The following is a 14,458-nucleotide window of genomic DNA, read 5'->3' as shown; positions in this document are numbered from 1 at the left end:
GCGAAGGACAGGACCCATGACTTTCCCCAACCAACGCCCCCGCCGCCTGCGCACCACCCCCGCCATGCGCCGGCTGACCGCTGAGACCCGCCTTGCGCCGGCGGAGCTCATCCTTCCGGCGTTCATCCGGGAGGGGCTCAGCGAACCCAACCCCATCACCTCCATGCCCGGCGTGGTCCAGCACACTACCGACACCCTTAAGCGGGCTGCGGCGGAGGCCGTGGAACTCGGCCTGGGCGGCATCATGCTCTTCGGCATCCCCGAAACCCGCGACGCTGAAGGCTCGGCATCACTGGACCCGAAGGGTGTGCTGAACAAGGCCATCCGGGACGTCCGCGCCGAAGTGGGCGATGACCTGGTGATCATGAGCGACGTGTGCCTGGACGAATTCACCGACCACGGCCACTGCGGAGTGCTCGACGCCGACGGGTACGTGGACAACGACCGCACCGTGGAGATCTACGCCAGGATGGCCGTGGCGCAGGCGGAGGCCGGCGCCCACATGCTGGGCCCCTCCGGCATGATGGACGGCCAGATCGCTGCCATCCGCTCGGCCCTGGATGAGGCCGGCCACCAGAACACGTCAGTCATCGCCTACTCGGCCAAGTACGCCTCGGCGTTTTATGGACCATTCCGGGAAGCTGTGGACTCACAGCTCAAGGGGGACCGGCGGACCTACCAGATGGATGCCGGCAACCGCACCGAAGCCCTGCGCGAGGTTGAACTGGACCTGGCTGAAGGAGCCGACATCATCATGGTCAAACCGGCCATGAGCTACCTCGACATCGTGGCCGATGTTGCCGCCATGAGCCCCGTTCCCGTGTCCGCCTACCAGATCTCCGGCGAATACGCGATGATCGAGGCTGCCGCCGCCAACGGCTGGATCGACCGTCGCGCAGCCATCACCGAATCCGTCCTGGGCATCCGGCGGGCCGGCGCCCACATGGTCCTCACCTACTGGGCCGCCGAACTGGCCGGCTGGCTGAAGGAAGCCCGGTGACAGCCGGGCAGGCCGCGGAACCCACCGCGCCCGTGGGGGAGGACCGCATTCTCCTCGGCCTGAACACCTTCGGCGATGTTGGCGAGGCTCCGGACGGCAGCCAGCAGCCGCATGCCCAGGTCCTGCGCCAGCTGCTGGACCAGGCAGAACTTGCCGACGCCGTCGGACTCCATGCCTTTGGGGTGGGGGAGCACCACCGCAAGGACTACGCGGTGTCCGCGCCGGAGGTCTTCCTGGCCGCCGCTGCCGCCCGCACCACCCGCATCCGGCTGGGCTCAGCCGTAACCGTCCTGAGCTCGGACGATCCCATCCGGGTCTTCCAGCGTTTTTCCACGGTGGACGCCATCTCCAACGGCCGCGCCGAGGTGATGCTGGGGCGTGGCTCGTTCGTGGAGTCCTTCCCGCTTTTCGGGCTGGACCTGGCGGACTATGAGGTCCTCTTCGAAGAGAAGCTCGAGCTGTTCGACAAGGTCCGGGCACAAAAGCCGGTGCACTGGGAGGGCCGCACCAGGCCTGCCCTGCATGGCCTGAGCGTCTATCCGCCGCTGGAGCACCACCTGCTGCCCACGTGGATCGGGGTGGGTGGAACACCTGAATCGGTGCTCCGCTGCGCCCAGTACGGCTATCCCATTATCTTCGCCATCATCGGCGGGCAGCCACGCGGCTTCCGGCCGCTTGCCGACCTCTACCGGGAAGCGATGGCCAAGTACGGGCACCCGATGCAGCAGATGGCCACGCACTCACCAGGCCACGTGGCCGACACCGATGAGCAGGCCCGGGAAGAGCTGTTCCCGCACTGGTTGAAACTGCGCAACAAGCTCGGCGCGGAGCGCGGGTGGGGACCGGCCGGGCGGGGGGAGTTCGATGCCCTGTGTTCCGCGGAAGGCGCCCTGTACGTCGGATCGCCGGAAACGGTGGCCCGGAAGATCGCCCGTCTGAAGCGGAACCTGGGTGTTGACCGGTTCGACCTGAAATACAGCAACGGGCCGCTGCCGCACGCGGCCATGATGCGCTCAATTGAACTGATGGGCACCAAGGTGGCGCCCCGGGTGGCAGAGCTGCTCGCCGGCTGACTGTGCTTACGCCGAACTGAGAGAATAGGAACCATGACTTCCAGCAATCCTCGCAACGAGGCACTCTTCGACCGCGCCCGCCAGCTCATGCCGGGCGGAGTCAATTCGCCGGTCCGGGCCTTCGGGTCCGTGGGCGGAACCCCGCGCTTCATGGTCTCCGCCAAGGGGCCGTACCTGACCGATGCCGACGGCAAGGAATACGTGGACCTGGTCTGCTCCTGGGGCCCGGCCCTGCTGGGGCACGCCCACCCGGCCGTGCTCGATGCCGTCCATGCCGCCGTCGACCGTGGCCTCTCCTTTGGCGCTTCCACCCCCGACGAAGCGAACCTGGCAGAAATCGTGAAGGAGCGCGTCCCCGCCGTCGAACGCCTCCGCATGGTCTCCACCGGCACCGAAGCCACCATGACCGCAGTCCGGCTGGCCCGCGGGTTCACCGGCCGCAACCTCATCATCAAGTTCGCCGGCTGCTACCACGGCCACCTCGATGGACTCCTGGCCGCCGCCGGCTCCGGCGTGGCAACCCTCGCCCTGCCCGGTTCCGCCGGTGTCACGGAAGCAACTGCCGCGGAAACCCTGGTGCTGCCCTACAACGACCTGCAGGCGGTTAAGGAAGCGTTTGCCACGCACGGACCCAACATCGCGGCCGTCATCACCGAAGCCGCGCCGGCCAACATGGGCGTGGTCACCCCCGCCGAAGGGTTCAACGCAGGGCTCTCGCGGATCACCCGGGAGCACGGCGCGCTGCTCATCGTCGATGAGGTCCTCACCGGTTTCCGCACCGGCTACTCCGGCTACTGGGGCCTTACCGGCGGCGCGCCGGACGCCACGGATCCGTGGACTCCGGACCTGCTCACCTTCGGCAAGGTCATCGGCGGTGGAATGCCGACGGCGGCACTTGGCGGACGTGCCGACGTCATGGATTACCTTGCCCCCACCGGCCCGGTCTACCAGGCCGGAACGCTGTCCGGGAACCCGGTGGCCATGGCCGCAGGTGTGGCCACCCTGACGCACGCCACTCGGGACGTGTACTCCTTCATCGACGTCCGGTCCCTGGAACTCTCGTCGGCCCTGTCCAATGCCCTGGATGCCGCCGGGGTGGACCACTCCATCCAGTTCGCCGGCAACCTGTTCTCGGTGGCGTTCGGAACCTCGGCCCACGGGGTCCACAACTACGCCGAGGCCCAGGCGCAGGAGGCGTTCCGCTACGCACCGTTCTTCCACTCGATGCTGGAGTCCGGCGTCTACCTCCCGCCGTCGGTCTTCGAGGCCTGGTTCCTCTCCGCCGCGCACGATGACGACGCCATGAACCGGATCTACGACGCGCTTCCCGCGGCAGCAAAGGCCGCAGCCGCCGCCCAGGGGTAGGCACTAAGGCACGTCCCGCCGTCGGGCACTTGCCCCCGGGACGACAAATCCCCGCCTTCCGGACCAATCCTCCCTGTATGCGAGGGGGAAAAGTCCGGGAAGCGGGGATTTTCTGTCTTTGCCTGCGGGCGGGGCCTAGAGGACGTCCGAGAGGAAGCCTTGGAGCCGGTCCGTGCGAGGTGCCGTGAAGATCTGTTCCGGCGGACCGGATTCGACCACCACGCCGGCGTCCATGAAGGTCACCGTGTCCGACACGTTGCGGGAGAAGCCCATCTCGTGGGTCACCACCACCATGGTCATGCCTCCCTTGGCCAGGTCAGCCATCAGCGCCAGCACGCCCTTGACCAGCTCAGGGTCCAGGGCGGAGGTTGCCTCGTCGAAGAACATGACCTCCGGCTTCATGGCCAGCGCACGTGCAATGGCCACGCGCTGCTGCTGGCCGCCGGAAAGGTTGGCCGGGCGGGAGTCCGCTTTGTGCCTCAGGCCCACCAGGTCCAGCTGCTCCAGCGCCTCGCTGCGCGCTTCCTCCTTGGAGAGTTTGCGCAGCTTCCGCAGGGCCAGCGAAACGTTTTCCTCCACCGTCTTGTGCGGGAACAGGTTGAACTGCTGGAACACCATGCCGATCCGGCGCCGGAGTTCGTCCGGGTTGTCTTTCAGGACCGAACGGCCATCCAGCAGGATGTCCCCCTGGTCCGGCTCAATCAGCCGGTTCATCACGCGCAACAGGGTGGACTTGCCCGATCCTGACGGTCCAATGACGGAAGCCGTGGTGCCCTGCGGAACGTGCAGGTCGATGCCCCGCAGCACGTGGTTGCTGCCGAAGGAAAGGTGGATGTTCTTGGCGCTCAGTGTTCCCGACGCGAATTCACTCATGCCTGGGCTCCCTTTCCAACGACCGCTGCGGCCTCGTCCGGTTCTTTCTTTTCCGGCCGTCCGGTGCGCAGCCGGGCATCAATCCAGTTCACGAAGTGGGTCAGCGGGATGGTAAGCGCCAGGTAGAAGACCGCTGCCGCCACGTAGGGCGACAGGTTGCCGGTAGTGGCCGCCGCATCCTTGCCGATCTGGAAGATCTCGCGCTCACTTGCCAGCAGGCCCAGAAGGAAGACCAGCGATGACTCCTTGATCAGCGCAATGAACTGGTTGACCAGGGCCGGAAGCACCCGGCGGATACCCTGGGGTACCACTACGAGCCTCATGGAGGCACCGTAGCCGAACCCCAGGGCACGTGAAGCCTCGAGTTGTCCCTTATCGACGCTTTGGATGCCGGACCGGAAGATTTCACCGATGTACGCGCCGGACATCAGGGAAAGCGCTGCCACAGCCATCGGGTAGGGGCTCGTGGAACCGGTGAATTCGCGGACAATCGGCCCGAATCCGAATCCGATGACCAGGATGGTCAGGACCGGGGGAAGACCGCGCAGGATGTCGGTGTAAACCCGTGCGATCCAGCGCGCTGCTGCGTTCCGGGAGATCCCCATCAGGGCGAGGAGCATCCCAAGGGCTGTCCCGATTATGCCCGAGATGATGGCCAGCACGAGGGTGTTCGGCAAACCGACGGCGAACATCTTGGGGATGACTTCGCCCATCGCCTTCCAGTCAAGGAAGGTGTCAGCGAGTTGCTTGAGGATATCCATGGAACGCCCTGGTTACTTGGCGGCCGGGATCTGGACGGCCTTGCTGCCCGGCTTCCAGCCCTGGGGGGTCTGTTCAGCGGCGGTGGGGCGGTCCTTGTACCACTCGGACGTCAGCTTGGCCCAAGTACCGTCCGCGATGACCGCGTCCAGGCCGGAGTTCAGCGCGTCGATCAAGGGCTGGTTGTCCTTGTTCACTGCGTAGGCGGTGAAGTTTTGCGTGTTCACAACCTTCTCGGCGATCTTGGTGTTGTCGCCTTCCTTGACCTGGCCGGTTGCCTGCTGGGAAGGTGCCACCCAAGCGTCAATCTGGCCGTTCTTCACGTTGCCGTAAACGGTGTTGTAGTCCGGGAAGCGGACGGGCTCCAGCTTGAGGGTGTTGGTGACGTAGTCGTCCTGCACGGTGCCCTGGACGACGCCGATCCGGACGCCTTCCTTGAGGTCGGCGAAGCCGTTGACCTTGGAGCCGCTCTTGGTCACGACCGCCATGTAGCCGAAGTCATAACCGTTGGTGAAGCCGACGGTCTTGCGGCGGGCGTCGGTGGTGGAGATCGAGGAGGATCCGACATCGAACTGCTTGTTGGCCACCTGGGACAGCAGGGCCGAGAAGTCGGTGGAGGCGAACTCCACCTTGAGGCCGAGCTTGTCGCCGATGGCGCGCAGCAGCTCATTGTCATAGCCGGTGAACTTGCCGGAAGGGTCGATGAAGATGTTCGGCGGGGCGTCCGAGAGGGTTCCCACGCGCAGGGTGCCCTCGGTGATGAGGCCGAGCTTGGTCTTGTCGATCTTGTCCACCGGGGTGACGTCGGCGGTGGTGTACTTGTCCAGCGTCTGCTGGTCACTGCCCTTCAGGGCATCGGTGGGGGTGCCGCTGGGCTGGGAAGACCCGCCGCCGCAGGCAGCCAGGGAAACCGCGAGGGCAAGTGCAACGGGAGCGGTAGTGAGCCACTTCATCGCTTTGATTTTCATCAGGTTGTCACTTTCATATGAGTCATAAGTCGGCCGGGCCGCAAGGCAGCGCTGTGGCGCCTGGCACCTGCCCGGTGCTGGTCGAGCCGTCCGGGGCAGGGGTGACCGCAAAACTTTATTGTCTCACTAGCGTGAACAGCAGGACCGAACCGAAGGAAAGCGAGCTGGGCCGCTGGTCTGCAAAACAAAATTCTGCCACCGGCCTACCAGCAGGCTCATGTCGGTCCTGGATACGCTCTTCCGGTGAACGATCAGGCGGCTCAAGGCCTCAGCTTTGTTAAGCGCCGTGACTGTGACATGCCTCCCAATTGGGAGCAGGACAACTGGTTCTGGAGTAGTGCGGGCCTACCTAGAATCCACCTGCCGTGGCATCCTGGGGCGGCAGTACCGGCCAGTCTCCCTCGATCACGGCGGCAGGCTTTGTCTTTCGGAGGTATCCCTGGAAGTCCGCTGCCTGGCTGACCGCCCAATCCACCTGCAGTTGATGCAGCTGGCTGGCAGGCATCACCAGCTTGGGGAACTTGCCCGCCATTGCATCCAGGACCCTAAGGGTGGCCAGGGCATCCGCAGCGGAGGTGTGTGCGTTGTCCAGGACCACGCCGTACTCCTCACACAACGCGGTGAGCGTGCGCTTGCCCTTGCGGTACCGGTCAACCTGCTTGTTCATGACGTACGGGTCCAGGACCGGGAAGCGGGTCAGCTGGGGAATCCCGTAGCGGGCGGATTCGGCGGCGAGGACCGTGAAATCGTAGCTCGCGTTGAAAGCGATCACCGGTGTGGCGGAATCGAAGAGCTCTTGGAGTACCGCGGCGACTTCGCGGGTGACCTCGTGGGCCGGGCGCCCATCACGCCTTGCTTGTTCTGTGGTGATGCCGTGGACGTCACTTGCCTCTGTGGGGATTTCCACGCCAGGATCAGCCAGCCACTCGTGCTCCTTGATGACCTGGCCTTGGTGGTCGACCACCGTGATCGATGCCGTGACGATTCTTGCCGCCCTCGAATTGCGGCCAGTGGTCTCAAGGTCGAAGGCTGCACGGGGGAGGGTGTTCCAGGAACTCATGCTTCAACGCTAAATGGACCCACCGACAATTCCGTGGAACGCCACTGCGGCTACATTGGATCAATGCGGAATGAGTACGTCGAAGCGGTCCTGGCCGTCGTCAGGTTGGTGCCGCCAGGGTCCGCAGTCTCGTACGGGGATGTTGCCGAGCTCCTGGGTTCGGGTGGCCCGCGCCAGGTCGGGTACGTCATGAGCCACCATGGGGGCGGCGTTCCCTGGTGGCGCGTCCTGAAGGCCAGCGGCCACGCGCCCGAGGGCCATGAAGCCCAGGCCCTGCTCCTTTACCTTGAAGAGGGCACCCCGCTTGTTGGCGCCTTCAGTTCGTATCTCCGGACCGGGGAGGGACGGTGGCGGGTGGACCTGAATGCCGCCCGCTGGGCACCAACGGACAGTGATTTTGACAGTATCGACGCTATTGCCGAGCAACTGGAGCGCGGGCTCCATAGATTGTCGGTGGCTGATGATGGAATGATTTTGTGACCGTAACAATTCCTTTGACCGGCCCCTGGGACCCGCACCGTCAAGAGCCGGGGACAGGCGAACCTGAAACAGGCCGGGAGCAGGCTTTCCCCGGTGCGGGAAACCCGGACAGCAGCAGTGACCTGCAGGCTGCCCCTGCCCTTCGGTTGCTGCCGCCACGGCGGGTTCACGCCCAGGCGCCGCGGCTCACACCGGACCAGCAGGCAGCGGTTGACGTCGCCCAGGGTTCCGGACCCGTGCTGGTCCCGGGTGCACCGGGCACGGGAAAGACGACTGTCCTGGTCGAGGCCGCTGTCCAGCGGGTCTTCCGTGACGGCGTCGACCCCGAGCGCATGCTGATCCTCGCGCCCACCCGCCTTGCCGCCGACTTCCTGCGCGACCGTTTCACCGCCCGGCTGGACAGGAGCCTCAGCACCACCCCCGCCAGGACGTGGGCCTCATATGCATTCGACCTGATCCGCCGCGCCAAGGCGGAGGGCATCATCCCGCTGTCCAGGCCGCCGCGCCTGCTGTCCGGCCCCGAGCAGGACCTGATCATCAGGGAACTCCTCGAAGGACACAGGCTTCCCGGTCTGGAACTGCCCTGGCCGGCCGATCTTGACGGGGCGTTGGAAACCCGCGGCTTCCGCCAGGAAGTGCGGCAACTCTTTGACCGCATCATCGAATCGGGCCGTACGGCCGACGACCTTGCGCAGCTGGCGGTGGAGTGCAACCGGCCGGACTGGAAAGCCGCAGCAGCCCTGTACGCCGAATACCGGGACGTCCTTGACCTGCGGATGCCCGAAGCCTTCGATCCCGCCGGGATCATCACGGCCGCACGGCAGATCTTCCAGGATGCACCGGAATTCCTCGCCGCAGAACGCGCCCGGCTGCAGGTGGTCCTGGTGGACGATGTCCAGGAAGCAAACCCCGCCATCTTTGAGCTGCTGGCAGATATCGCCGCCGGCAAGGACTGCTACGTGGCATCGTCCCCGGACACGGTAGTCCAGGGTTTCCGGGGAGCCCGCCCGGACCTGGTGGCTGAGCTGCCCCGGCTGCTGTCAACTCAAACTCCTGTCCTGGAACGGCCGCTGTGGCACGCCCATGGCCTGGCTCCGGCCTTGGCTGAGGCGTGGTTGAACGTCGCTGGCCGCATTTCCCAGCGGGCCGGCGGGCAGCTGGCGCGGCGCCTTGAACCGCCGGTGCGTCAGGGGCAGTATGAAAGCGCCGGGCACCCCGGACCTGCCGTTCCCGGCAAAGTTGAGGCTCATCTGGTCCCCACTCCCGTGCACGAGCTGCGCTACGTGGCACAGCGGATCCTGGACCAGCACATCAACCACAACCGTGACCTCGGGGACATCGCGGTCATCGTGCGCAACGGCGGCCAGGTCAGCGAGCTGCAGCGCTACCTGTCCGGACAGGGAATTCCGGTGCGGGTGCCTGTGGCCGAATCCGCAGTACGGGACGAGGTCGCTGTAAGGCCGCTGCTGGATGCTTTCGCCATCGCCCTGGATCCGCAGTTGCTGACACCCGAAGCTGCCGTGTCGCTTCTTACGTCCCGCATCGGAGGCGCCACACCAGTGGAACTGCGCAGGCTCCGGCAATCGCTGCGGCGCGAGGAACTCCTGGGCGGCGGGGGCCGCGCCAGCGACGCGCTGCTCGTCGAGGCGCTGTTGGAGCCCGGCGCGCTGGGTGCGCTTGGCATCGAGGGCCGCGCCGCCCGCCGCACAGCCCGGATGATCCAGGCGGGGCGGGAGGCCGCCCACCTTCCCGGTGCCAATGCCGAGTCGGTCCTGTGGGCGCTCTGGAACTCCACGGGGCTCTCATCGGCATGGACAACCACCGCATTGTCGGGCGGGCCCCATGGAGCCCGGGCTGACCGGGACCTTGACGCGATGATGGCGCTCTTCCACACCGCGGAACGCTACGTGGACCAGATGCCCGGCGCCGGCCCCGAACAGTTCCTGGAATACCTCCTGAACCAGGAGCTTCCCATGGACACCCTCGCCGCCCGTGCCCAGGTGGATGATGCCGTGGAGCTGATGACGCCGGCCAGCGCGGCCGGGCGGGAATGGCCCGTCGTGATTGTGGCCGGGCTGCAGGAGGGAGTGTGGCCCAACACCAGGCTCCGCGGTGAACTGCTGGGCAGCACGCTGTATGCGGACGCGGTGGAACATGGCCCGGAATATGCCTTGCAGCGTGACCCCTTGAGCCGGCTGCGGGACATCCGCTACGACGAACTCCGGAGTTTCTCCACGGCGGTGTCCAGGGCACGCGAACTGCTCGTCTGTACCGCGGTCTCGTCGGAGGACTACCAGCCGTCGTCGTTCCTGGACTTCGTTGCGCCCTTGGGCCCGGGGGAGGAGGGGCGGGCGTTCACCCAGGTGGCGCGGCCCATGACCCTGCGTGCCCTGGTCGCCGAGCTCCGGCAGCATGCCCAGCTGGACGGGACAGTGCAGGCAGAGGAAGCCGCCAGGGTTCTGGCGCACCTGGCTGCGCAAGAGCCTGCCGTGGCCGGGGCGGACCCGGGCAGCTGGTGGGGACTTGCCCCGCTGACCTCCTCCGAGGCGGTGGTCCCGCCGGGGGGAACGGTGTCCGTGTCCCCCTCAAAGGTGGAGACTGTCCAAAAGTCGCCGTTGGACTGGTTCGTCCAGGCAGCAGGCGGGGAACCAGCCACCGACTTCGCCCGAAGCCTCGGCACCCTGGTGCACGCGATCGCCCAGGACATGCCGGACGCGTCCGGATCGGAGTATGTTGCTGAACTGGTGCGGCGCTGGCCTGCGCTGGGCATGAAGGACAACTGGGAGGGAAGGCTGGACTTCCAGCGCGCCGAGGCCATGGTGCGGAAACTGGCCCAGTACGTGCTCGTGATGAGGAGTGAAGGCCGCAGCCTCGTTGGCCTGGAGCAGGACTTCGAAGTGGCCCTGGGCCAGGTAACGGTGGACGAGGCTCCGCCGCGGGAAGCGGTGCTCCGGGGCCAAGTGGACCGCCTGGAGATCGACGGCGAGGGCCGGCTGGTGGTGGTGGACCTCAAGACCGGGAAGCGGCAGCCAGGCAAGGATGAGCTCTCCCGCCACCCGCAGCTTGGCGCATACCAGGCGGCAGTGCTCGCCGGTGGTTTTGACGCTGCCGCGGACGGGGACTCCGGCCGGTCCGGCGGGGCCGTCCTGGCGCAGCTGGGAACCGGGGCCATCAATCCTGCCGTTCAGCAGCAGGAGCCACTCGACCAACAGGAGAACTGGGCATTGGTCATGGTGAAGGAGGCGGCCGCCGTGATGGCAGGCAAGGAATTCATTGCACGGCATGACCCCGCCAAGGGCAGCCATGGCGGCCACGGCTGCCGGCTCCCCGAGGTGTGCCCGTTGTGTGCGCGCGGAAGGCAGGTGACCGAATGAGCGGGGCACTGGCTGCCGCGGAAGCCGCCCCGGAGGTGCGCTTCAGCCCCGAAGAACTCTCGGCCCTGCTCGGCGAAAAAAATACCCCCACGCCTGAGCAATCAGCCATCATCTCCTCGCCGCTGGCACCGAGGCTGGTCATCGCCGGAGCCGGATCGGGAAAAACCGCCACCATGGCTGACCGGGTGGTCTGGCTTGTGGCCAACGGCTGGGTCACCCCTGAAGAGATCCTGGGCGTGACCTTCACCCGGAAGGCAGCCGGCGAACTTGCCAGCCGGATCCGGTCAAAGCTCCTGGCACTGCAGCGCCTTGCCGGCCAGGATGCCGGGAAGGGCGTCTTTCCGGAGGGCCTGGGCAGCAGCGACACCCTGGAGCCCAAAGTGTCCACCTACCATTCGTTCGCCAGCGGCATCGTCTCCGACTACGGACTGCGGCTTGGCGTGGAGCGGGACGTGGTTCTGCTCGGCGGCGCCCAGGCGTGGCAGCTGGCCAGTGAGGTGGTTGAGGCCTACGACGGCGAATACGCACACTTTCGGGCCGCCAAGTCCACGCTGGTGAAAGCCGTCATCCAATTGGCGGGAGAGTGCGCGGAACACCTTCAGGAGCCCGAGGACGTCGAAGCCTGGCTCATGGCGCGCCTTTCGGAGTATGAGTCACTGCCGTACCTTGCCGGCAAGAAGAGGAACCCGTCCAAGGCGGCCCTGGACCTCGGCGGAATGCTGCGGACCAGGGCGAGCGTCGCTGACATGGTGGGCCGGTACGCCGCAGCCAAACGGGCCCGCGGCGCACTGGATTTCGGCGACCTGGTGGCGCTCGCCGCCAAGGTGGCTCAGGAGGTCCCCCTGGCAGCCCAAATGGAGCGCCAGCGGTACAAAGTGGTTCTGCTTGACGAGTTCCAGGACACCTCGTATGCGCAGCTGGTGCTTTTTTCCCGTCTCTTCGGTGGCGGCCATGCGGTGACAGCCGTCGGAGACCCCAACCAGTCAATCTACGGTTTCCGTGGCGCTTCGGCGGGCCAGTTGTTCCACTTCGTCCGCGAATTCCCCGTCCGGACCGGCACGTCGCACGAAGACGCAGGCTGGGCGCCCGCCCCCACCTCCTACCTGACAACAGCCTGGCGGAATGGCCGGTCAATCCTGGCAGCAGCGAACGTCATGTCGCAGTCCCTCGGCCGGGCAGCGACCCACAACGGACCTGCCGGGGACAGGGCAGCTGCTCCTGAGGTGCCTCCGCTGCAGCCAAGCCCCCACGCCGTGGACGGGACGGTGGTGCTGGGCCGTTTCGCCAGCGACGCCGAGGAAGCAGCAGCCCTGGCTGACGACGTCCTGAGATACCGCGTGACTGACTTTGAGCTGAAAGCTGACGGCACGGCCGAGCCACCGGCCCTCGCCGTGTTGTGCCGCAGGCGCGCCCAAATGGAAACCGTCCGACGGCAGTTTGAGGCCCGGGGGATCCCTTACGAAATTGTGGGTCTTGGGGGGCTCCTGGACACCCCGGAGATCGTTGACCTGGTGGCCACCCTTCGCGTCCTTGCCGACCCCGGCCGGTCTGATGCCCTCATGCGGCTGCTCTCTGGTGCCCGGTGGCGGATTGGTCCTGCCGACCTCATGGCTTTGCGCGACTGGTCCACCCAGCTGGCACGGAGCCGGGGGAGGGCGCCGCAGGGGTTCGACGCCGACAGCCAAGACAGCGACAGCGATGAAGCAGATGCCCCCATCCTGGAGAGCGACCTGACCGACGGCGCCAGCCTGGTGGAGGCCCTGGACTTCCTGCCGCGTGACGGATGGACGTCGGCGAACGGACGCACTCTCACCTGGGAGGCGCGCCACAGGCTGGCCAGGTTGTCCACAGAGCTGCGGCAGTTGCGCGGCTACCTTGGCGATGACCTCACCACGCTCCTGGGTGAAGTGGAGAGGGCCATGCTGCTGGACATCGAGGTAGCAGCGCGCCCGGGAATCAGCATCCACCAGGCCCGCCGCAACCTCGATGCCTTCCAGGATGCGGCGGCCGGATTCCTCCGTACCTCCCAGAGAGTGGATATCCTCGCTTTTCTCGCTTGGCTGGAGGCTGCCGCCGCGGAAGAAAACGGGTTGGAAGCGCCTGCCAGTGATGTGAACCGGGAAGCGGTTCAGCTGTTGACAGTCCATGCTTCCAAGGGCCTGGAGTGGGATGTCGTGTTTGTCCCTGGAATGAATGCGGGAGCTTTCCCCAGCGACCGGGACTCCCGCTGGAGCAGTGGTGCTGCCGCGCTGCCCTGGCCCCTGCGCGGGGACCGGGCCGACCTTCCGCAATGGGACCTTGACCAGCCGGACCAGAAAGGGTGGCTGGATGCCGAGAAGGACTACAAGGGCGCCGTCCAGGTCCACGGGGAGTCGGAAGAGAGGCGGCTGGCCTACGTGGCCTACACCAGGGCCAAGCATGTCCTGTGGGTATCCAGCGCGGCCTGGGTGGGTTCACGAGCCGGCCGGGCGGAGATGTCGCCCTTCCTTGCGGAGCTGGAAGTGTTGACTCAACCGGCCGACGCCGCGCGGCGTCCGGGTGCCGTGGTCCACCCACTGTCCCTGGAGGAAGGCACGCTGCCGCAGCAGAGTCCGCTGACGCTGGAAACCGAAGAAGCAACCTGGCCCTACGACCCCCTTGAAGGACCGGTGGACCCGCGCAGCGGCGAGCGGCTCCGCCTGGCCCCGGGGCGCAGGTCAGCGATGGAAGCGGCGGCACAACGGGTGCGCGGGATCCTAAGCGCAGGCGGGGGATCGTTGGTGCCGGAGGGGCCAGCTCAGGAGCATGCGCTCACGGGAGCAGCGGCAGGCTGGGCACGGGAAGCCGCCCTGCTGCTGGAGCGCAGGGCAAGAAGGTCCAGTGGACAGGATGTGCACCTGCCCACCCACATTTCTGCTTCCACCCTGGTTGACCTCGGGGACGACCCCGAGGCGGTGCTGGGCCGATTGCGCCGGCCGGTGCCGCGCGAACCGGGCATGTCGGCCCGGAAAGGCACCGCTTTCCACGCCTGGGTGGAGGAGTACTTCGGGAAGGCCGGAATGCTGGACCTCGGCGAAGCGCCGGGTTCGGACGACCATATTGATGCGGCCTACGACCTGGACGAGATGGTGGCCACCTTCAAGGCTTCGCCCTGGGCGGAGAGGTCCCCGGCTTTCGTCGAGGTTCCGGTGGAAACCAGGGTGGGGGAGGTTGTGGTCCGCGGCCGGGTGGACGCCGTATTCCGTGACGCGGACGGCCGCTGGGACCTTGTGGACTGGAAAACCGGGCGCCGGCCATCCGCGGAGCAGCTGAAGACCCGTTCGATCCAGCTGGCGGTGTACCGGCTGGCGTGGGCCCGCCTCAAGGATGTTCCGCTGGAGGATGTGCGCGCCGCGTTCTTCTACGTTGCCGACAATGCCGTGGTGCGGCCGCACGACCTGGGGACGGCGGCCGAGCTGGAAGGAATCGTTGCCGCTGCACTGAGTCGTCCTTGAGCACTGTGGTCGTTAAGCTTGGCCGTCCTTGAC

At 66.5% G+C, this 14,458-nt stretch carries 10 protein-coding genes; 6 read left to right on the top strand and 4 right to left on the bottom strand.

What is annotated here, in order from left to right; genetic code table 11:
• Window positions 1-16 precede the first annotated feature (16 nt).
• The 3 genes from hemB to hemL are packed head-to-tail and all read left to right on the top strand — an operon-like array spanning window position 17 to window position 3,438.
• Window positions 17-1,000 (top strand): porphobilinogen synthase, encoded by a 984-nt coding sequence (gene hemB / locus Q9R31_RS01475; RefSeq protein ID WP_311260993.1) that lies wholly within the window; start codon window positions 17-19, stop codon window positions 998-1,000.
• Window positions 997-2,073 carry an LLM class flavin-dependent oxidoreductase gene (locus Q9R31_RS01470; RefSeq protein ID WP_311260992.1) on the top strand — a complete coding sequence of 359 codons (1,077 nt, stop codon included), beginning with the start codon at window positions 997-999 and terminating at the stop codon, window positions 2,071-2,073. The genes hemB and Q9R31_RS01470 overlap by 4 nt, the downstream gene beginning before the upstream one ends.
• 33 nt (window positions 2,074-2,106) lie before the next feature.
• Complete coding sequence (gene hemL / locus Q9R31_RS01465) at window positions 2,107-3,438, top strand: glutamate-1-semialdehyde 2,1-aminomutase (RefSeq protein WP_311260991.1); 1,332 nt, start codon at window positions 2,107-2,109, stop codon at window positions 3,436-3,438.
• 135 nt (window positions 3,439-3,573) lie between these two features.
• On the opposite strand, the gene Q9R31_RS01460 is transcribed toward hemL, so the two are convergent.
• From Q9R31_RS01460 to Q9R31_RS01445, 4 genes are all read right to left on the bottom strand, one after another.
• Complete coding sequence (locus Q9R31_RS01460; protein WP_311260990.1) at window positions 3,574-4,311, bottom strand: amino acid ABC transporter ATP-binding protein; 738 nt, start codon at window positions 4,309-4,311, stop codon at window positions 3,574-3,576.
• Window positions 4,308-5,072 (bottom strand): amino acid ABC transporter permease, encoded by a 765-nt coding sequence (locus tag Q9R31_RS01455; protein WP_056334717.1) that lies wholly within the window; start codon window positions 5,070-5,072, stop codon window positions 4,308-4,310. The genes Q9R31_RS01460 and Q9R31_RS01455 overlap by 4 nt, the downstream gene beginning before the upstream one ends.
• A gap of 12 nt (window positions 5,073-5,084) precedes the next feature.
• Window positions 5,085-6,038: an ABC transporter substrate-binding protein gene (locus Q9R31_RS01450; protein WP_311260989.1), complete on the bottom strand. Its 954-nt coding sequence runs from the start codon at window positions 6,036-6,038 to the stop codon at window positions 5,085-5,087.
• Between the two features lie 349 nt (window positions 6,039-6,387).
• On the bottom strand, window positions 6,388-7,098 hold the full coding sequence (locus tag Q9R31_RS01445) for a 3'-5' exonuclease (protein WP_311260988.1): 711 nt from the start codon (window positions 7,096-7,098) through the stop codon (window positions 6,388-6,390).
• 63 nt (window positions 7,099-7,161) lie between these two features.
• On the opposite strand from Q9R31_RS01445, the gene Q9R31_RS01440 reads away from it, so the two are divergent.
• From Q9R31_RS01440 to Q9R31_RS01430, 3 genes are all read left to right on the top strand, one after another.
• On the top strand, window positions 7,162-7,578 hold the full coding sequence (locus tag Q9R31_RS01440) for an MGMT family protein (protein ID WP_311260987.1): 417 nt from the start codon (window positions 7,162-7,164) through the stop codon (window positions 7,576-7,578).
• Between the two features lie 122 nt (window positions 7,579-7,700).
• Window positions 7,701-10,952 (top strand): ATP-dependent DNA helicase, encoded by a 3,252-nt coding sequence (locus Q9R31_RS01435; protein ID WP_311261617.1) that lies wholly within the window; start codon window positions 7,701-7,703, stop codon window positions 10,950-10,952.
• On the top strand, window positions 10,949-14,425 hold the full coding sequence (locus Q9R31_RS01430) for a UvrD-helicase domain-containing protein (protein WP_311260986.1): 3,477 nt from the start codon (window positions 10,949-10,951) through the stop codon (window positions 14,423-14,425). Before Q9R31_RS01435 ends, Q9R31_RS01430 begins: the two co-directional genes overlap by 4 nt.
• The last annotated feature ends 33 nt before the right edge of the window (window positions 14,426-14,458 follow it).

It is taken from the genome of Pseudarthrobacter sp. BRE9 (assembly GCF_031844305.1).
GTDB lineage: Bacteria > Actinomycetota > Actinomycetes > Actinomycetales > Micrococcaceae > Arthrobacter.
The sequence above is the reverse complement of the archived record's forward strand: the minus strand, read 5'-3'. Positions and strand labels throughout refer to the sequence as shown.